Origin of the sequence: Aequorivita sinensis (assembly GCF_006346335.1) — a bacterium.
In the GTDB taxonomy this organism is placed as follows: Bacteria; Bacteroidota; Bacteroidia; order Flavobacteriales; family Flavobacteriaceae; genus Aequorivita; species Aequorivita sinensis.
Genome location: NZ_VDMC01000002.1, coordinates 318,645 through 336,299 on the forward strand (window position 1 = coordinate 318,645; position 17,655 = coordinate 336,299).

17 protein-coding genes and 1 pseudogene are annotated in these 17,655 nt (G+C 34.5%); 10 read left to right on the top strand and 8 right to left on the bottom strand.

The annotated features are described in order from the left end of the window. Positions 1 to 114 precede the first annotated feature (114 nt). Positions 115 to 2,613, top strand: coding sequence for an outer membrane beta-barrel family protein (locus FHP04_RS04420; RefSeq protein ID WP_139854774.1), 2,499 nt, complete (start codon positions 115 to 117; stop codon positions 2,611 to 2,613). 194 nt (positions 2,614 to 2,807) lie between these two features. Here FHP04_RS04420 and FHP04_RS14615 read toward each other — a convergent pair whose 3' ends face one another. Continuing rightward, on the bottom strand, positions 2,808 to 2,981 hold the full coding sequence (locus FHP04_RS14615) for a hypothetical protein (protein WP_165148063.1): 174 nt from the start codon (positions 2,979 to 2,981) through the stop codon (positions 2,808 to 2,810). A gap of 251 nt (positions 2,982 to 3,232) precedes the next feature. On the opposite strand from FHP04_RS14615, the gene fumC reads away from it, so the two are divergent. Then, positions 3,233 to 4,618 carry a class II fumarate hydratase gene (gene fumC, locus FHP04_RS04425; RefSeq protein WP_139854775.1) on the top strand — a complete coding sequence of 462 codons (1,386 nt, stop codon included), beginning with the start codon at positions 3,233 to 3,235 and terminating at the stop codon, positions 4,616 to 4,618. A 95-nt stretch (positions 4,619 to 4,713) separates the two neighbouring features. Here the strand turns inward: fumC and FHP04_RS04430 are convergent, their stop codons facing one another. Beyond that, the gene (locus FHP04_RS04430) at positions 4,714 to 5,103 is read right to left on the bottom strand and encodes an acyl-CoA thioesterase (protein ID WP_139854776.1); all 390 of its coding nucleotides are present in this window, start codon (positions 5,101 to 5,103) and stop codon (positions 4,714 to 4,716) included. A 60-nt stretch (positions 5,104 to 5,163) separates the two neighbouring features. Next, on the bottom strand, positions 5,164 to 6,525 hold the full coding sequence (locus FHP04_RS04435; protein WP_139854777.1) for an NAD-dependent succinate-semialdehyde dehydrogenase: 1,362 nt from the start codon (positions 6,523 to 6,525) through the stop codon (positions 5,164 to 5,166). A 221-nt stretch (positions 6,526 to 6,746) separates the two neighbouring features. Here FHP04_RS04435 and gcvT point away from each other — a divergent pair, with 221 nt between their 5' ends. The 5 genes from gcvT to FHP04_RS04460 all read left to right on the top strand — a co-directional run bounded on the left by gcvT (position 6,747) and on the right by FHP04_RS04460 (position 10,878). Next, a complete protein-coding gene (gene gcvT, locus FHP04_RS04440) occupies positions 6,747 to 7,829 on the top strand; it encodes a glycine cleavage system aminomethyltransferase GcvT (RefSeq protein ID WP_139854778.1) in 1,083 nt (360 codons plus the stop codon). Further along, positions 7,829 to 8,743, top strand: coding sequence for a glutaminase (locus FHP04_RS04445; protein ID WP_139854779.1), 915 nt, complete (start codon positions 7,829 to 7,831; stop codon positions 8,741 to 8,743). Before gcvT ends, FHP04_RS04445 begins: the two co-directional genes overlap by 1 nt. A 22-nt stretch (positions 8,744 to 8,765) precedes the next feature. Continuing rightward, positions 8,766 to 9,623 carry a sugar nucleotide-binding protein gene (locus FHP04_RS04450; protein WP_139854780.1) on the top strand — a complete coding sequence of 286 codons (858 nt, stop codon included), beginning with the start codon at positions 8,766 to 8,768 and terminating at the stop codon, positions 9,621 to 9,623. A gap of 36 nt (positions 9,624 to 9,659) precedes the next feature. After that, positions 9,660 to 9,941, top strand: coding sequence for a 4a-hydroxytetrahydrobiopterin dehydratase (locus tag FHP04_RS04455; protein ID WP_139854781.1), 282 nt, complete (start codon positions 9,660 to 9,662; stop codon positions 9,939 to 9,941). A gap of 214 nt (positions 9,942 to 10,155) precedes the next feature. Beyond that, on the top strand, positions 10,156 to 10,878 hold the full coding sequence (locus FHP04_RS04460; RefSeq protein WP_139854782.1) for a YebC/PmpR family DNA-binding transcriptional regulator: 723 nt from the start codon (positions 10,156 to 10,158) through the stop codon (positions 10,876 to 10,878). Between the two features lie 112 nt (positions 10,879 to 10,990). Here FHP04_RS04460 and FHP04_RS04465 read toward each other — a convergent pair whose 3' ends face one another. The 5 genes and pseudogenes from FHP04_RS04465 to FHP04_RS04480 form a co-directional block, all read right to left on the bottom strand. Then, a complete protein-coding gene (locus FHP04_RS04465; RefSeq protein ID WP_139854783.1) occupies positions 10,991 to 11,527 on the bottom strand; it encodes a 1-acyl-sn-glycerol-3-phosphate acyltransferase in 537 nt (178 codons plus the stop codon). Positions 11,528 to 11,547: 20 nt separating this feature from the next. Next, positions 11,548 to 12,609 (bottom strand): iron-containing alcohol dehydrogenase family protein, encoded by a 1,062-nt coding sequence (locus FHP04_RS14685; protein ID WP_246051396.1) that lies wholly within the window; start codon positions 12,607 to 12,609, stop codon positions 11,548 to 11,550. A 48-nt stretch (positions 12,610 to 12,657) separates the two neighbouring features. Then, a pseudogene (gene kdsB / locus FHP04_RS14690) lies at positions 12,658 to 13,365 on the bottom strand (3-deoxy-manno-octulosonate cytidylyltransferase); the annotation flags it as partial. Between the two features lie 53 nt (positions 13,366 to 13,418). Further along, entirely contained in the window at positions 13,419 to 13,997 is a 579-nt protein-coding gene (locus tag FHP04_RS04475) for a DUF4126 domain-containing protein (protein WP_139854784.1), read from the bottom strand. A gap of 89 nt (positions 13,998 to 14,086) precedes the next feature. Next, a complete protein-coding gene (locus FHP04_RS04480) occupies positions 14,087 to 15,517 on the bottom strand; it encodes an ATP-dependent DNA helicase (protein WP_139854785.1) in 1,431 nt (476 codons plus the stop codon). A 127-nt stretch (positions 15,518 to 15,644) separates the two neighbouring features. On the opposite strand from FHP04_RS04480, the gene FHP04_RS04485 reads away from it, so the two are divergent. Genes FHP04_RS04485 through FHP04_RS04495 form a run of 3 tightly spaced genes read left to right on the top strand, consistent with a single transcriptional unit; the run spans position 15,645 to position 17,639 of the window. Beyond that, positions 15,645 to 16,307 carry a hypothetical protein gene (locus FHP04_RS04485; RefSeq protein ID WP_139854786.1) on the top strand — a complete coding sequence of 221 codons (663 nt, stop codon included), beginning with the start codon at positions 15,645 to 15,647 and terminating at the stop codon, positions 16,305 to 16,307. Continuing rightward, the gene (locus tag FHP04_RS04490) at positions 16,288 to 17,106 is read left to right on the top strand and encodes a DUF3822 family protein (protein WP_158319113.1); all 819 of its coding nucleotides are present in this window, start codon (positions 16,288 to 16,290) and stop codon (positions 17,104 to 17,106) included. Before FHP04_RS04485 ends, FHP04_RS04490 begins: the two co-directional genes overlap by 20 nt. Further along, positions 17,106 to 17,639 (top strand): RsmD family RNA methyltransferase, encoded by a 534-nt coding sequence (locus tag FHP04_RS04495; RefSeq protein WP_139854788.1) that lies wholly within the window; start codon positions 17,106 to 17,108, stop codon positions 17,637 to 17,639. The genes FHP04_RS04490 and FHP04_RS04495 overlap by 1 nt, the downstream gene beginning before the upstream one ends. Positions 17,640 to 17,655 lie beyond the last annotated feature (16 nt).

Consider the following 17,655-nt stretch of genomic DNA (forward strand, 5'->3'; position numbering starts at 1 on the left):
AGGTCCTCTATAGTTTAACATTAACGGGCTTTTCAGCGGGTATTATTAACAGAAAATTAGCAGAATTCAATTCTAACAATACTATTTTCGTGAGTTAATTTTTTAACTCTACTCATGAAATACTTATTGCCCTTTTTATTTTTAATTATTAGCTATAATGCAGTAGCTCAGTCCCCTGAAAAAAAACAAGTTACAATCAAAGGAACCATTCTTGAAGAAGGTACAAACTACCCTTTAGAATATTCTACTGTTTCTTTCATAAATAGAGAAGGTAAAACTGTAACAGGTGGCATTACCGATTTAGATGGAAACTATAAAATTGATGTTCCAACTGGAGTTTATACAGTGAGGTTTGAATTTATTTCATATAAAACTAAAGAATTAAAAAATCAAAATTTTACAAAAAACACCACACTTCCTACAATAAAACTTGATTTAGACGCAGCAAGTTTAGACGAAGTAGTTGTGCGTGCCGAAACAACAGAGGTACAAATAAGGCTAGACAAAAAAATATACAATATCGGGAAAGATCTTACTGCGGGAGGTGCTTCAGTGAGTGACGCACTAAACAACGTACCATCTGTAACTGTAGATGTAGATGGAGCAATCGCACTAAGAGGAAATGAAAACGTTCGTATTCTTATAAATGGAAAGCCTTCTGCTATTGCTGGTTTTGGCTCTACCGATGCCTTACGCCAATTACCTGCTGAAGCTATTGAAAGAGTTGAAGTTATTACTTCTCCTTCGGCTCGTTATGACGCAGAAGGAACTGCAGGTATTCTAAACATCATTCTTAAAAAAGAAAAAACGTTAGGTGTTAATGGTTCTATAAGTACTACTATAGGTGTACCTACAAATAGTAATGCCTCTGGAAACATAAATATTAGAACCAACAAATTCAATATTTTTAACACTACAGGTGTTTATTACAGAAAAGCTCCAGGAAAAGCACATTTCGATAATAATTATTTTTCACGAAATTTTATTGATGGTGATGGAAATCCTGTAACTGTTGACCCAACTTTCGATCAAGTTATTGAACGCAGAGATTACGACAGGATGGGTAAAGGTTTTAACACCAACCTAGGTATAGAGTACTTTATTAACGACAAATCATCAATCACTGCAAGTGGATTCTACAGAAAAGGAACTGGAGATGATGTTACAACCAACAACACTCTTAACAGAAACAACAATGAAACTGAAGAGAAAATAAGAAGAATTGAATACGAAGGAGAAGACGATTCTAACTATCAATTCTCTTTGAATTATGTAAATAACTTTAATGACAACGGACATAAACTAACTGCCGATTTTCAGTATGATTACGGAAAGGACGATGAAAATTCATTAATTACTGAAGATCGTTTATTCCCAGAATTTATTACACTTCCTTCTGAGAATATTCTTCAAAAAAGAACAGATAGAGAATACTTAGCACAAGCGGATTATGTATTACCTATAGGTGAAAATGCACAATTTGAAGCGGGATACCGTGGAAGTTTTGAAGAAACAATCACAGATTACACCTTATTACAAGAAGACGGTATTTCTGGTGTTTATCACAGAAATGATAGCCTTTCTAATATTTTCAACTACGAAGAAAATGTACACGCTTTCTATACTCAGTACGGAAACAAGTTTGGAAAGTTCTCTTTTCTATTAGGTTTACGTCTTGAAAACACCCAACTAAAAGGTAGTGTAGATGCTGAAAATGTTGATACAAATTCACCTATTAACCTAAACTTCGACAAGGATTACACAGGGCTTTTCCCTACAGTAAACTTAACTTACGAGTTAGGTGATCGTGAAAATATTACACTTGGTTACAACAGACGTATTAACCGTCCAAGACACTGGTTTATCAATCCTTTCCCTTCTCGTTCAAGTGAAGCAAACGTATTCCAAGGAAACCCTAACCTAGACCCTGCCTACTCTAGTGCATTCGATTTAGGATATTTAAAGAGCTGGAAAAAGCTAACATTATCGAGTTCTGTTTACTACCAACACGAAACAGATTCTTTTGAAAGAGTTCAAGAAGAAACTGGAGAAACTACAAGTAATGGAATTCCAATTATCCGTACCCTTCCTATTAACCTTTCTACTAACAAAAGATATGGTTTTGAAGCAGGTTTATTATACAACCCTAATAAGTGGCTTACACTTAACGGAAGCTTTAATTACTTTATGTTTAAGTCTGAAGGATTTTTCAACGGTGTAGATTACGGAACAGAAGATGTTAGTTATTTTGGAAGATTTAGCAGTAAGGTAAAATTACCTGCGAAAATCGAATGGCAAACAAATGCTTTCTACCGTGGTCCAAGAAATAATTCTCAAACAGAAAGCGACGGAATCCTATCTGTAGATATGGCTATTAGTAAAGATATCATTAATGACAATGGAACTTTATCTTTAAATGTTAGTGACTTACTTAACACACGTAAAAGAAATAGTTTAACTACTACAAGCTCATTTACTAGTGAAAGTGAATTTCAGTGGAGAGCTAGACAAGTTAATTTAACCTTCACCTATCGCTTCAACCAGAAGAAACAACGTCAACGTCCTAACGGAGGCAGTGGCGGTGGATTTGACGAAGGTGGGTTTGAAGGATAACCTCTAACTTCCAAGTCTAATACAATAAAAAAGGGAACCAAATTGGTTCCCTTTTTATATGGTGTAAGTTCTAATTAGCTTATAATATATGCATTCTACTATTCAATTAATGGTTATCTAATTCACTTTTAATATGTAGAACAAAAAAAGGGAGCTATTTTAAAGCTCCCTTTTAATTATATTGTATAGAAAAACTACTTATTTAATTGTTTGTTTTTCTTTTCTTCACGTTTATTTTTAAAATTCTCTTGAAGTGCACCACCAATCCAATAAGGAAGTATTCCCATCAAAAAAATCATCAACCAAAATCCGATGGTAACTACAGTCATAACAGCGATGAATCCTAAAAATTGCTCAAAAGTAAACATGGTATATTATTTTTAATTGAAAGTTCAAAGATAGTACGTTTTTTTTTAAAACAACAACAAAACTTTTAGTTTTATTCACAGGAAATAAACAGCTGTGCGGGTTGACCAACTTTTTGCTTTTCGTTATCTTTGCGGCAGTTTTAACCCCCTTATTCGATAGGGTTAAAATAAATTCAAAATCAAGTACTTAAGGAGTTAGTTGTAACTCTGCTATTTTAAATAATAATTAATTCATTATAAACATTATTACAATGCAGTATAGAATAGAGAAAGACACTATGGGCGAGGTAAAAGTACCTGCCGATAAACTTTGGGGCGCACAAACAGAGCGTTCATTCGAAAATTTTAAAATTGGCCCACGTGCTTCAATGCCTCTAGAGATAATCTACGGCTTCGCATATCTTAAAAAGGCAGCAGCATACACTAACTGCGAACTTGGAGTTCTTCCTGAAGAAAAAAGAGATCTTATTGCTACAGTTTGTGATGAAATTTTAGCAGGAAAACACGACGATCAGTTTCCATTAGTAATTTGGCAAACAGGAAGTGGTACGCAAAGTAATATGAACGTTAATGAAGTAATTGCAAACCGCGCGCACCAATTAGCAGGTAAAACGATTGGTGAAGGAGAAAAAACACTTCAGCCAAATGACGATGTAAACAAATCGCAATCATCAAACGATACTTTCCCAACGGGAATGCACATTGCGGCTTATAAAAAGTTAATCGAAACAACAATTCCAGGTGTTGAGCAACTTCAAAAGACACTTGCTAAAAAAGCAGACGACTTTAAAGATGTTGTAAAAATTGGTCGTACTCACTTTATGGATGCTACTCCTCTTACCCTTGGACAAGAGTTTGGTGGATATGCAGCACAATTAGCACACGGAATTAAAGCACTAAAAAACACGCTTCCACATTTAGCTGAACTCGCTTTAGGAGGTACTGCTGTTGGAACTGGATTAAACACACCAAAAGGATACGACGTAAAAGTTGCAAAATATATTGCTGACTTTACAGGTTTACCTTTTGTTACTGCTCAAAATAAATTTGAAGCTTTAGCGGCTCACGACGCATTTGTAGAAAGTCATGGTGCATTAAAACAATTGGCGGTTTCATTAAACAAAATAGCTAATGACGTTAGAATGCTTGCTAGTGGACCTCGTAGTGGAATTGGAGAAATCAACATTCCTGCAAACGAACCAGGTTCTTCTATTATGCCAGGAAAAGTAAACCCTACACAATGTGAAGCTTTAACAATGGTTTGCTCTCAAGTAATAGGTAACGATATGGCAATTGCCGTTGGTGGTATGCAAGGTCAATTTGAACTTAACGTGTTCAAACCAGTTATGGCTGCAAACTTTTTAGAATCTGCTCAACTTATTGGAGATGCTTGTGTTTCATTCGATGTAAATTGTGCACAAGGTATTGAACCGAACCACGAAGTTATTAAAAGACAATTAAATAACAGCTTAATGCTTGTTACAGCCTTGAACACAAAAATTGGTTACTACAAAGCAGCAGAAATCGCTAATACAGCTCACAAAAACGGAACAACTCTTAAAGAAGAAGCAGTTAACTTAGGTTATACCACGGCTGAAGAGTTCGACCAGTGGGTAAGACCAGAAGATATGGTGTAGTATTCACTACAAACACCCTAAGTTTTAAACAACAAACCCCGCATTATTTGCGGGGTTTGTTTTTAGGCTTAAACCATTTTTGAAATGGTATGGTTTTATTTAGCTAGTCTATCTTTAACAAATTCAATTTGTGTTTTTCCGTGTGGTGTTGGCACCCCGTTTTCGTCTAAACTCACCATTATAATTTTTTCAATACTAATAATTACTTCGTGATTCATTTTGTTACGAACCTCGCAGGCAAGCGTTAATGAAGTTCTTCCAAAAGATTTCGGCTCTAGCCCTATTTCAATGATATCACCTTTTTTGGCAGAACTCACAAAGTTTATTTCACTCATAAACTTGGTTACTGTTCTCGGGTTTTCTAACTGTATAATTGCATATAAAGCCGCTTCTTCATCAATCCATTCTAGTAAACGACCGCCAAACAAGGTCCCGTTTGGATTTAAATCTTCTGGCTTAATCCATTTTCGTGTGTGAAAATTCATTCTTTAATATAATTTAGGTTGGTTATTTAAATAAACCTACAAATCAAATCTAGTAGGCTTTTATTTTTTGATATATACTGTTTTCCTATTTACGAATTCTTTTATTCCATCGGCACTTAGCTCTCGTCCGTAACCACTTTCTTTAATTCCACCAAAAGGTAAACGCGGATCACTTTTTACTAATTCATTTATAAAAACAGCACCTTCATCAAATTTATGGATAATCTTCTCTGCATCTTCTATATTCTCAGTAAATAGCGAAACTCCTAAGCCAAATTGAGAATTATTAGAGAGATCAATCGCTTCTTCAATAGTTTTAAATGTAGTAACAGACAAAGCAGGCCCAAAGGTTTCTTCCTTAAATACCGCCATATTTTCGGTGACATTTGTCAAAACAGTTGGTTCAAAATACGCACCTTGTCGCTTACCTCCTACTACAAGCTTCGCTCCAGACTCAATAGAATCATTTACTTGCTTCTCAATATCTTTCGCCAAGTCCTCTCTAGCTAAAGTTCCTATATAAGTTTCTTGGTCTAAAGGATCTCCACTTTTTAATTCTCTAACCTTAACAACTAGTTTCTCAACAAATTCTTCAGCAATAGATTCATCTACAATCAATCTTTTTCCGGCTATACAACTCTGCCCGGTATTTTGAAAACGTGCTTGAACACAAGTTTCCAAAGTCTTTTCAATATCACAATCTTTCATTACAACTAATGCGTTGCTACCCCCTAATTCTAGTACTGTTTTTTTAATGTTCTTACCTGCTAGGGATGCAACCGAAGATCCTGCTGGCCCACTTCCAGTAAGCGTAACAGCTTTTACTTTTTTATTTTCAATTATTTCTTCTACGGCATCACTTCCTATTAATAATGTAGTAAAACAGTTGTCTGGAAAACCAGCTCGTTTAAATATCTTTTCAATATTCAAAGCACTTCCAAATACGTTAGAAGCGTGTTTTAAAACACAGATATTTCCAGCCATAAGAGCAGGAGCGGCAAATCGGAAAACTTGCCAAAACGGATAATTCCACGGCATTACAGCAAGAACTACACCTAAGGGTTCATAGCTCACATAACTTTTATAGGCATCGGTTTTAATTACTTTATTTTGAAGTTGATTTTCGGCATTCTCAGCGTAATATTCGCAAACCCATGCACATTTTTCAACCTCTGCTTCTGCTTGAGAAATAGGTTTTCCCATTTCCAAAGTCAGCATTTCAGCATATTCGCGCTTATTAGACCTCATTTCTGCAGCCGCTGCAAGCATTATTTTTTGGCGTTCATTAAATGGAACTTCTCGCCAGCTATAAAAGCGTTTATCCGCTTTGTCTATTATTTCAGAAACTTCCTTTTTGCTGTGATTTTTATAGGAATTTAATTCATCTCCATTATATGGATTTTTGGAAACAGTAACGGTCATTGTTTTTATTTTAAAAGTATTGAAAACATAGAGAATGAGTAAGCGATTAAGACTATTTTAACGAGAAAAATATTGAAAATAAAGCATTCAAACTTTCATTACCTTTGCGCCTATTATAATACATTTGTGAAAAATCAATTATTAAGAATAATATTAAAAAATTTATCAATATCTCTATCTAAAGCTATGCCTTAGGATAAAGAAATAAAAACATTTTTAAAATGAAAAACACTGCACTTACACACATACACGAACAATTAGGCGCTAAGATGGTGCCATTTGCAGGTTATAATATGCCTGTTTCATACGAAGGAGTAAAAGCTGAGCACGAAACTGTGCGAAATGGAGTGGGTGTATTTGATGTTTCGCATATGGGCGAATTTTTAATTACAGGTCCAAAAGCCTTGGATTTAATTCAAAAAATAAGCAGTAACGACGCTACTAAACTTGAAGATGGAAAAGCACAATACTGCTACTTTCCAAATGAAGAAGGAGGTATAGTTGACGATTTAATTATTTACAAAATTAAAGACGAAGAATATTTACTTGTAGTAAATGCATCTAATATCGACAAAGATTGGGCTTGGATAGAAAAACACAACACTATGGGTGCCGAAATGAGAAATATCTCTGATGATTATTCACTTTTAGCTATTCAAGGGCCGAAAGCAATTGAAGCCATGCAATCGTTAACTTCAGAAGATTTGAGCGCTATTAAATTTTACAACTTCAAAGTTTCTGATTTTGCTGGAATTGAGCACGTAATTATCAGTGCTACTGGTTATACTGGAAGTGGTGGATTCGAAATTTACTGTAAAAACAGTGAGGTTGAACAGATTTGGAATAAAGTTTTTGAAGCTGGAAAAGAGTACGGTATCAAACCAATTGGTTTGGCTGCCCGTGATACACTTAGATTAGAAATGGGCTTCTGCTTATACGGAAATGATATAGATGAAACAACTTCTCCATTAGAAGCTGGATTGGGATGGATTACAAAATTCACTAAAGACTTTATCAATTCTGACAATCTGAAAAAAGAAAAAGAAGAAGGTGTAAAAAACAAACTTATTGGTTTTGAATTAATAGACCGTGGAGTTCCTAGACAAGGGTATGAAATTGCCGATAAAGATGGAAACATCATCGGTAGCGTTACTAGTGGAACAATGGCACCTTCGTTAAATAAAGCGATTGGATTGGGATATGTAACTGTAGAAAACAGTGCTCCAGAATCTGAAATATTCATTCAAATTAGAAATAAACCAGTTGCAGCAAAAGTTGTTAAAACTCCGTTTTACAAAGGTTAATGTTGGATTATCAAGCAATTTTAGAAGAAATATATTCATCACTTAAAAAAACTAAAGATACTGGTGAGGTAGCTAGCTATATCCCAGAATTGGCTAAGATTCCAAAAGACAAGCTAGGAATTCACCTACAGTTAATTACGGGAGAAGACTATGCTGTTGGCGATGCTTTGGAAAAATTTTCAATTCAAAGTATTTCTAAAGTATTCTCTTTATCAAAAGCATTTCAGCTAGTTGGAAATAAAATTCTTACTCGTGTTGATGTAGAACCTTCGGGGAATCCATTTAATCATCTTTCTCTTTTGGAACTTGAAAATGGAATTCCTCGAAATCCTTTAATCAATTCGGGGGCGATTGTAGTGGCAGACATTTTGCTTTCAAATTTAAAAAACCCAAAAGAAGATTTTTTAAACTTTGTTCGCGAATTAGCTCACGACGATTCCATTAGCTATAATGAAAAAGTTGCAGAGTCTGAAAGAGAAACAGGTTTCAATAATTTTGCAGCTGCCAACCTTTTAAAGTCCTTTGGAAACCTTGAAAATGATGTTGATGATGTATTAGATTTCTATTTTCATCAATGTTCAATAATGATGAATTGCAAACAACTTACAAACGCTTTTTTCGTTTATGCCAATAGAGGAAAGTGTTTAAAAAACGTACTACACTTAACTCCTAGTCAGGTAAAACGAATTAATGCAATTATGTTAACCTGCGGTTTTTATGATGAAGCAGGCGAATTTGCCTTTGAAGTTGGATTGCCAGGAAAAAGTGGCGTTGGTGGCGGAATAGTGGCACTTCTACCCCATTGTTTTACAATCGCAACCTGGGCACCAGCCTTAAACCCACAAGGAAATTCATATTTAGGAATGCAGGCATTAGAGCAGTTTACCACAAAAACAAAGCTTTCTATATTTTAAAAAGAAGTTGAAGCGGAATTTAATGAGGAAAAAAGAAGGAAAAGAACGTATTTTAATTCTTGGAGGTAGCGGTTTTATAGGTTATGAAATTTATAAAGAACTTCTCTCCTATTACGAAGTGTATTGTACTTATTGTAAGCAAGAAGGCGCTTTTTCTGAAAATCAAGTTTTCTTTAAATACTGTGTGGAAGAGGATTCCTTATTTTTATTGCTAAATGAAATAAAGCCTACTGTAATAATTTCGGCAATTTCTGGAAATTATAAGAAACTGTTTGACGCCTATCAACAAATGGTGAACTACACCTTGCTTCACGAGGATTGTTCAGTTTTATATATTTCTTCAGCAGAAGTTTTCGATGGAAAATTTTCACATCCATCGTATGAAAATGATTTAACACTCTCTGAAACTCCTTCAGGGAAGTTTAAAATTGCAATTGAAAAGTTGTTATTAGAAACTATTCCGCAGCAAACCGCAATTTTAAGGCTGCCAATGGTGTTAGGGGTTAATTCACCGGAAGTAGTTCATTTACGTCAGTGTATCCGACATAAGGCTACATATGAAGTTTTCCCGAATCTTATAATTACTACAACTACTATAGATAAGGTGTGTCAGCAAATTCACTATATCGTTAATCACTCATTGGTGGGAATATTCCATTTATCGAGTAATGACATGGTACATCACGAAGATCTCATCAGAGAGATAACTTTAAAAATTAGTGATAAAATGCCTATCTTTAAAAGTGTATTTAGCAGTAATGAAGACCGCTATAACGCAATTCTTCCAAAGGTAAATCAATTACCTGAACCCTATCAAATAGCTGTATCAGAAGTAGTTGAAGAATCTGGTTTAAACGAAGAGATTATGTCTATACGATAAAATACTGTACATTGATTTTAAATTAAAATTACAACTATGAAAGCATTATCAGAAAATGAAATATTAGAAAAGCTTAAAGAATTTGAAGGCTGGGAATATATTGAAGGAGCCCTTCACGCAATTTTCGAATTTGAAAATTTTAAAGAGGCTTTTACTTCAATGACAAGAATAGCTTTTGAAGCTGAAAGATTGAACCATCACCCTGAGTGGAGTAATGTATACAATTCGTTAGAAATCTATTTATCTACTCACGATGCAGATGGTGTAACCGAAAAAGATTTTGAGCTTGCTCGAATAATTGATGAACTTATTGGTTAGAAATTCCAAATCTCAAGCACCAAATTCCAGATAATAATTCAAAAAATAAATATCAAAATTCAAAGTCAAGACCTTTTGCTAGTTGAATTTTGAAAGTTAGAATTTATTTATTATTTGAGTTTTTGAATTTTGGAATTATTTATATTTGAAGTATTAATTTTTCGATTCATTCTTATGGTGAATTAATTAAAACACAATTTAAAGAAGTAAAGAAATGGGAAGAGCTTTCGAATTTAGAAAAGCAAGAAAAATGAAGCGATGGTCTGCGATGTCCAAAGCTTTTACTCGTATTGGAAAAGATATTGTAATGGCTGTAAAAGAAGGAGGCCCTGATCCAGATTCCAATGCTAGACTTCGTGCAGTAATACAGAATGCCAAGTCTGTAAACATGCCTAAAGACAATGTAGAGCGCGCTATTAAAAGGGCGAGTGACAAAAGCTTAGGCGATTACAAGGAAGTTCTTTTTGAAGGATATGCTCCACACGGAATTGCAATTTTAATTGAAACAGCTACCGATAACAATACTAGAACTGTTGCAAATATTCGCAGTTACTTTAATAAATGTGACGGTAGTTTAGGAACTTCCGGTTCTGTATCGTTTATGTTTGATCACACTTGTAACTTCCGTATAAATCCTGAAGGAATGGATATTGAAGAACTTGAGCTAGAGTTAATAGATCACGGTCTTGAAGAAATTTTTGAAGATGAAGATGGTATTTTAATTTACGCGCCTTTCGAAAGTTTCGGTGCAATACAATCGTATTTAGAAGATAAAAATATAGAAATTCTTTCTTCTGGGTTTGAACGTATTCCACAAGTAACCAAAAAATTAAATGCCGAAGAAGTTGCCGATGTAGAAAAACTTCTTGAAAAAATAGAAGAAGATGATGACGTTCAAAACGTTTATCACACCATGGAAGAATCTACTGAAGAATAATTTTTTCCATATAAATTAAACATTAAAAAAGTCGAGAGCACTAAAATTAATAGCGTTCTCGACTTTTTTATAACTAATTGATAAAACTAAAACATCAATTAAGGTGTTTTATTTAAGACAACTCAGGCTCCTTCCCTACCACGCCGTCAAAGTATTTTCTAAGGTGAATCATATCTGCATCTAAATCTCCTGTTGGGTAAAAAGGTTCATTAATAGTTACTGTTTTCTTACCCCAATCAAAAGGAACACATATAATAGGAACGTTTGCTTTCATAGCGATATAATAGAATCCCGTTTTCCATTCTTCAACTTTTTTACGAGTTCCTTCGGGTGCTAACGACAATCGAAATTCATCCTTCTTTTCGAAAATTTCTGCTATCGCTTCAACTTTATTCTGCCCAGGAGTTCGGTCTAATGCAGCCCCACCAGTCCATTTAAAATACCAACCAAATGGCCACTTAAAAAGTTCTTTCTTGGCTATATAATTAATCTGAACCTTGGTTATTCTTCTTATAAATAAACCAATATAGAAATCGTGCCAACTAGTATGTGGTACAACAATAATAACGGCTTTTTTAACTTTTGGGTCAAAGGCACCGTCAATCCTCCATCCCATTATTTTATAAAAAACAAATTTTGCAATTCCCATATACAGGTGCTAAAGTAAGGTTACATTTTTAAGTATAATTCTTTCAATTTTTCTGAGGTAACAATAGATTGCCATTCTTCACCAAAAGCATTTTCCCAAAGTGGTACCATGCCCATAGCAACGTTAATCATTGTTTCCATTTGTTCATCAGTGAGGTTTGCACATACACCTTGAGGAATTTCTATTCCGTGTTTTTCAACCATTTTCTTGAAAAGAACAACATCTTCACCGTAATATTCTTCCAACTGATTAAATACTATACAATTTCCGATGCCGTGTTTAGTTCCTAACACATAACCTAGCCCATAACTCATTGCGTGAGCTACACCCACCTGAGAGTAAGCTATACTCATACCACCGTGCCATGAAGCCATCATAAGCTTAGCGCGAGATTCTGCTTCAGAAAGTGAATCTTCTTTTAAGAAAATCTCCATACAAAGGTCGTAAGCCTTTTCGCCATAACTCTGACTAAAAGCATTTAAAAAAGTTCCATTCAACGATTCTACACAGTGTATAAAGCAGTCCATTCCTGTATAAAACCACTGATTTTTAGGAACTCCTTGAGTGAGTTCGGGGTCGAGTATTACTTGATCGAAAGGAGTGAAATCGCTGTTAATTCCGAGCTTACGAACAGGCCCTGTAAGCACTGTTGTACGAGAAACTTCGGCTCCTGTTCCAGAAATAGTTGGAATTCCTACGTGGTAAACAGCCTTTTTCTTAACTAAATCCCATCCTTGATAATCGGCTGCGCTACCTTTATTAGTAAGCATAATTGAAACAGCTTTTGCTAAATCTAACAGGGTTCCTCCTCCTATTCCAATAATTCCAGAAGGCAAATTGGTAAATTCACTTCTAATGTCTTTCACCAGTTTATCAACTTGAGAGGTTTTAGGTTCTTCAGCTGCTGAAACAAAGATTAATTTATCATTAAATCGGAGGTTGATTCGGTCTATAAACTCAGTATTTGCTTCAAAAACATCATCTATTAAGTATATAAATGGAGCCTTGTCTTTTTTATGAGAAGAAAGAATTGTAGTTAACTGATCAAAACATCCTTCTCCAAAGACTACTTTCGGCACCATTGGGAAGTTTCTAAACTTATTGTTTACGCTAACTTGTTTATTTTCTAGTAGGAGTTTATTGGCTCTAGCTAAATCTTCTGGGGTATCTATTTCAACTCCTGAAGTATTTGAAATAGCCATTTTTATATTTTTCCCATATTCTAAGTATCGGATGCATTCAATTTTTTCTGCGGCTTCCAATGAGCGCATTGGCAATCGGTAAAAATCGAGTATTGCTTGTTTTCTAAAAGCGTAAATCCCTTTATGTTTATAATATTGAAGCGCTACATTTTTATCTCTAGGATATGGAATTGGAGAACGTGAAAAGTAAAGTGCGAAATTATCTTTATCTACAATTACCTTCACAGTGTTTGGATCGTTGATTTCTTTCCAATCGTGGATTTCAGTCATTATAGAAGCTAAGTCGATCTTCTCGGCATCAGGGCCATCAAAAACGGCTAGAACTTTTTCTAAAACCTCACTATTTGTAAATGGTTCATCACCTTGAACATTCACAACAATATCGATATCCATATTTTCAACCGCTTCGGCAATTCTATCACTACCACAGTCGTGTTCTTTAATACTCATTATGGCTTTTCCGCCATAACTTTCAATTTCCTGAAATATAATGTCACTATCGGTAACTACATATACTTCATCGAAAAGGTTTGTAGCCTTTGTAGCCTCATAAGTTCTTACAATTACAGGTTTTCCACCTAAATCTTGCATTAATTTACCAGGAAATCGGGACGCACCATATCGTGCGGGAATCATCGCTATTACTTTCAAATTGGAAGTTTTTTAAAATGAAATCAAAAATAAGAAGTTTATGTTCGTGGCAGATGTTTTTTACGAAGCTTTTTATAAAATCTGAAAATTATAAAAAACAAAAACACCACTAACACAAATGCTAAAATAGGTAAGAATATGGAAACCACCGCCATAACAACAGAAGTTCCTGTCTCCACAGTAGTTAAAACTGGATTTGCTATTCCGCCTGTTGTTGTACTTGAAGTAAGCCTTACCGCAGAAGTATTTCCTTTTATGGCAGCTGCAGTTCCTCCTCCTGCAATAATTGCTAAAGCCCAAGTAATCACCGGACTCAAATCTGTAACTGTAGCAACCATTACCGCAGTACCAGCTAAAGTTGCAAGTGGCAAAGCTATTGTATCTAGTAAATTGTCTATCCAAGGAATGTAGTACCCGAAAATTTCGAATAAGGTTGCAACACCCATTGTTATAACTGCTGTAAGGCTTCCTGCCCATTCCCAACTCTCATTTAGAGTAATAATGTCAAAGTATCCAGCCAAACTTAATACTAATAACGGCAAGAAAACCCGAAACCCAACAGCTGCTGCAAGGCCGACCCCTAAAAAAGCACTTAATATAATTTCAAAAGTTTCCATTTTTAATAATATCTAAAGTTCTTGAAATCAAATCACAAACACTAAATTACAAACATCAAAAACTTAATTTCTATTTCTGAATTTATAATTTAAAACACTTCATCCTCAAAAAACTCATCCTTAAAGCCTATCAAATACAATTTATCCTGTGCTCTAGTAACTGCGGTGTATAGCCATCGTAAATACTCTTTATCAACACCATTAGGCAGGTATGGCTGTTCTACAAAAACCGTTTTCCACTGTCCACCTTGCGATTTATGACACGTGATAGCATAACTAAATTTCACTTGTAAGGCATTAAAGTACTTGTTTTTCTTTACAGCTAAAAATTTCTTGTATTTAGAGCTTTCATTTGCGTAATCCTTCATCACTTCTTGATAGAGCTTATTAGACTCATCATAGGTTAAGGAAGGAGATTCAGATGTTAGCGTGTCTAACAATAACACAGTTTCAATAGGTTTCATATTTGGATAATCAACCATTCGCATTTTTACTTCAGCGAAACGGAAACCGTATAATTCTTTAAAAGCGAAAATTTCTAATACTTCAACAATATCTCCATTAGCTATAAATCCGGCTTCACTAGTATTATCTACCCAAAAATAATTATTCTTCACCACCATTAAGTAATCCCCTGCTGATAATTCGGAATCTTGAAATAAAATTCGTTCGCGAATACTTTGATTATAAAGGTTTGCACGTTTATTTGAACGTACAATTATTACTGTATCTTCATTTCCTAAGGCTGAATAACTATCGTTAATAGCATCCATAATTTCCTGCCCGTCTATTGGGCGAATTACATCTGGGAAACTCTCACCAGAAAATTTAAATGCTTCGTAAAGTTCATCGTCTAGTCGTTCACGAATTTTTGTTGCATTTTCTAAAATACCACTATCCTTTTGTTGTCTTACAACTTCGTCCAGTTCTATCGAAATTACTTCTCTATCGTATTGCATCTCCAACACTCGTGCATCCAAAGCTGGGCTTATAGAGAGGTGTACAGGAGGCAACTGGGCAGAATCACCAATTAACAATAGCTTACAGTTAGCTCCACTATAAACGTATTGCATTAAATCGTCTAAGAGAGAACCATTTTCAAAGAGTTTAGAATCCTGATTAATATCGGGAATCATTGAGGCCTCATCTACTATAAATATGGTATCGCGATGTTTGTTTTGTTGTAATGTAAAAGAAACAGAGCCTTTATTACTTTTAGGAAAGTATATTTTTTTGTGGATTGTAAACGCTTGTTTCTTGGAGTAATTACTAATAACCTTAGCAGCTCTTCCTGTTGGTGCCAAAAGTACCGCTCGCTTTTTAACCTTTGAAAGATTTTTTACTAATGCACCTACTATGGTAGTTTTCCCTGTTCCTGCATATCCTTTGAGCAAAAATGTTTCATTTTTGTTCGTACTTAGCACGAATTTTGCCAACAATTGCAGCGCAATATCTTGTTTTGGAGTTGTATTGTGTGGAAAATCGCTTTTTAAAAAATTGTAATATTCTGATACATTCATTGTTCACTACTATCATTGAGAGTTTCAAAGATAGGTATGATTTTTTGGCAATATACTTTTACGAACAAAAAAAAATTGTAGATTTGCGATAGACCTTTAAATAAATCAACATTTAATATTATCAATAATGAAATCAGTAATTCAGATTGTTCTTTGGATTGTAATCGTGTTCCTTGGTTGGAAATTATGGAGCTCTATTATGGGACCTGTAGAATTTAATAAAATTAAAGAAGAGCGTTATGCCAAAGTAATTAAAAACTTGAAAGATATTCAGGCTGCAGAGCTTGCACACAAAGAAATTACTGGGAACTTTACAGGAGACTGGGACAGTTTGGTTAGTTTTATTGATACTGCAAAATTTGCAATTACTCAACGTCGTGACACCAGTTATGCCGATGTTGCTAAAAACAAAGCTTTTGGTATTGAGTCAGGATATTTCATCGAGAAATCATTGATTGACACTTTAGGATTTATGCCTGTTAAGGACTCACTCTTTAAAAATTCAGATAGATACAAAACTATGATGAATGTACCTGTAAAAGGTGTAAACGCAAAGTTTGATCTTAAATCTGGAACTATCGTTAAAAACGACGCATCTTACTCAGTGTTTGAAGCTAAAGTTTCTAAAGATGTAATTTTAGGCGACTTAGATAAAGACCTTTTAATTCAGGAAAAACAAACACAATCTGTAGATGGTGTAAACGGTCCTGATATTAAAGTAGGATCATTAGAAGATGTTAATACTTCTGGAAACTGGCCGAAAATTTACGATGCTGGAACAGACAGATAACATACAAGACAATTTACAATATAGACTGTCCGTTCAAGTTTCTTTGAACGGGCTTTCTTTTTTGGTTACAAATCCCAAAAGTGAGGAAACTGTTTTCTTTATCGAAAAAACGTTAGACTACAGTACCACTCCAGAAGAATTGTTAATGGATATCGAATCCATTATGTCACAAAACAACATTTTAAATTCTTTATTTTCCGAAGTTACAGTGGTTTACTCCACTCCTATCTACAGTCTTGTTCCTGCGCCTATTTTTGATGAAACAAAAGCTAGTGAATACCTGAAATTTAATTCAAAGATTCTAGCGAACGATTACATGGCTCACGATGTAATAGAAAAACACGACATTGTGGTGGTGTATGTTCCGTTTATGAACATCAACAACTATTTTTTTGAAAAGTACGGGAGTTTCAATTACTACCACGCTACTTCAATTATGTTAAAGGCTATTTTAGAAAAGGAAAAGTATTCCCTTCCAAAAATGTTTCTACATTTTCAAAAAAACAATTTCGACTGCATTGTTTTAAAAGATGGTCAGCTTCAACTTTGCAACAGTTATAATTATAGAACTCCAGAAGACTTTATTTACTACACGCTTTTCTGTATGGAGCAATTAAAGTTAAATCCTGATACCATACCAGTAACACTTTTAGGTGAAATTGATGAGGAAGATGACAATTATAAAATTGCATATACCTACATTCGAAACATCGACTTTGCCAAAACAGAAGCATCAAAAATTAATTTAGATTCAGAGATTAATACACACCGTCATTTTATCTTACAAAACACCTTATAATGCGAATAATTTCAGGAACTCATAAAGGAAGAAGATTAACCGCTCCCAAAAACCTTCCCGTTCGTCCTACAACGGATTTTGCTAAGGAGGCACTTTTTAATATTCTTAGAGTTCGTTATTATTTTGATGAACTAAACGTGTTAGATTTATTTGCAGGAACTGGTAATATCAGTTTTGAGTTTGCATCGCGTGCTGTGCCTAATATTACCTCTGTAGATGCACATCAAGGGTGTATTCAATATATAAACAAAGTATCAGAAGAATTTGAATTTCCTATAAATGCTATTAAATCTGATGTTTCTAAATATTTAGAATCGGCATCAGGGAAATTTGATGTGATTTTTGCAGACCCACCTTACGACTTTGAGGTTTCAGATTTAGAAAATATAGTGAAAGCTGTTTTCGAAAAAAATCTCTTAGCTGAAGAAGGGGTTTTAATCATTGAACATTCAAAAATGAATGATCTTTCTAAAAAAAATAACTTTACTGAAGCTAGAAAATACGGTGGTAATGTATTTAGTTTCTTTAGTTAATACCACCCTAAGAATT

What these genes read in the sequence shown, in the direction of transcription:
- FHP04_RS04465 (WP_139854783.1), bottom strand. Translation starts at nt 11,527, where the DNA reads ATGGGAATTGCAAAATTTGTTTTTTATAAAATAATGGGATGGAGGATT.
- FHP04_RS04480 (WP_139854785.1), bottom strand. Translation starts at nt 15,517, where the DNA reads ATGAATGTATCAGAATATTACAATTTTTTAAAAAGCGATTTTCCACAC.
- FHP04_RS14685 (WP_246051396.1), bottom strand. Translation starts at nt 12,609, where the DNA reads ATGGTGCCGAAAGTAGTCTTTGGAGAAGGATGTTTTGATCAGTTAACT.
- FHP04_RS04490 (WP_158319113.1), top strand. Translation starts at nt 16,288, where the DNA reads ATGCTGGAACAGACAGATAACATACAAGACAATTTACAATATAGACTG.
- FHP04_RS04445 (WP_139854779.1), top strand. Translation starts at nt 7,829, where the DNA reads ATGTTGGATTATCAAGCAATTTTAGAAGAAATATATTCATCACTTAAA.
- FHP04_RS04420 (WP_139854774.1), top strand. Translation starts at nt 115, where the DNA reads ATGAAATACTTATTGCCCTTTTTATTTTTAATTATTAGCTATAATGCA.
- FHP04_RS04455 (WP_139854781.1), top strand. Translation starts at nt 9,660, where the DNA reads ATGAAAGCATTATCAGAAAATGAAATATTAGAAAAGCTTAAAGAATTT.
- FHP04_RS04485 (WP_139854786.1), top strand. Translation starts at nt 15,645, where the DNA reads ATGAAATCAGTAATTCAGATTGTTCTTTGGATTGTAATCGTGTTCCTT.
- FHP04_RS04450 (WP_139854780.1), top strand. Translation starts at nt 8,766, where the DNA reads ATGAGGAAAAAAGAAGGAAAAGAACGTATTTTAATTCTTGGAGGTAGC.
- FHP04_RS04435 (WP_139854777.1), bottom strand. Translation starts at nt 6,525, where the DNA reads ATGACCGTTACTGTTTCCAAAAATCCATATAATGGAGATGAATTAAAT.
- gcvT (WP_139854778.1), top strand. Translation starts at nt 6,747, where the DNA reads ATGAAAAACACTGCACTTACACACATACACGAACAATTAGGCGCTAAG.
- FHP04_RS04430 (WP_139854776.1), bottom strand. Translation starts at nt 5,103, where the DNA reads ATGAATTTTCACACACGAAAATGGATTAAGCCAGAAGATTTAAATCCA.
- FHP04_RS14615 (WP_165148063.1), bottom strand. Translation starts at nt 2,981, where the DNA reads ATGTTTACTTTTGAGCAATTTTTAGGATTCATCGCTGTTATGACTGTA.
- FHP04_RS04495 (WP_139854788.1), top strand. Translation starts at nt 17,106, where the DNA reads ATGCGAATAATTTCAGGAACTCATAAAGGAAGAAGATTAACCGCTCCC.
- FHP04_RS04460 (WP_139854782.1), top strand. Translation starts at nt 10,156, where the DNA reads ATGGGAAGAGCTTTCGAATTTAGAAAAGCAAGAAAAATGAAGCGATGG.
- FHP04_RS04475 (WP_139854784.1), bottom strand. Translation starts at nt 13,997, where the DNA reads ATGGAAACTTTTGAAATTATATTAAGTGCTTTTTTAGGGGTCGGCCTT.
- fumC (WP_139854775.1), top strand. Translation starts at nt 3,233, where the DNA reads ATGCAGTATAGAATAGAGAAAGACACTATGGGCGAGGTAAAAGTACCT.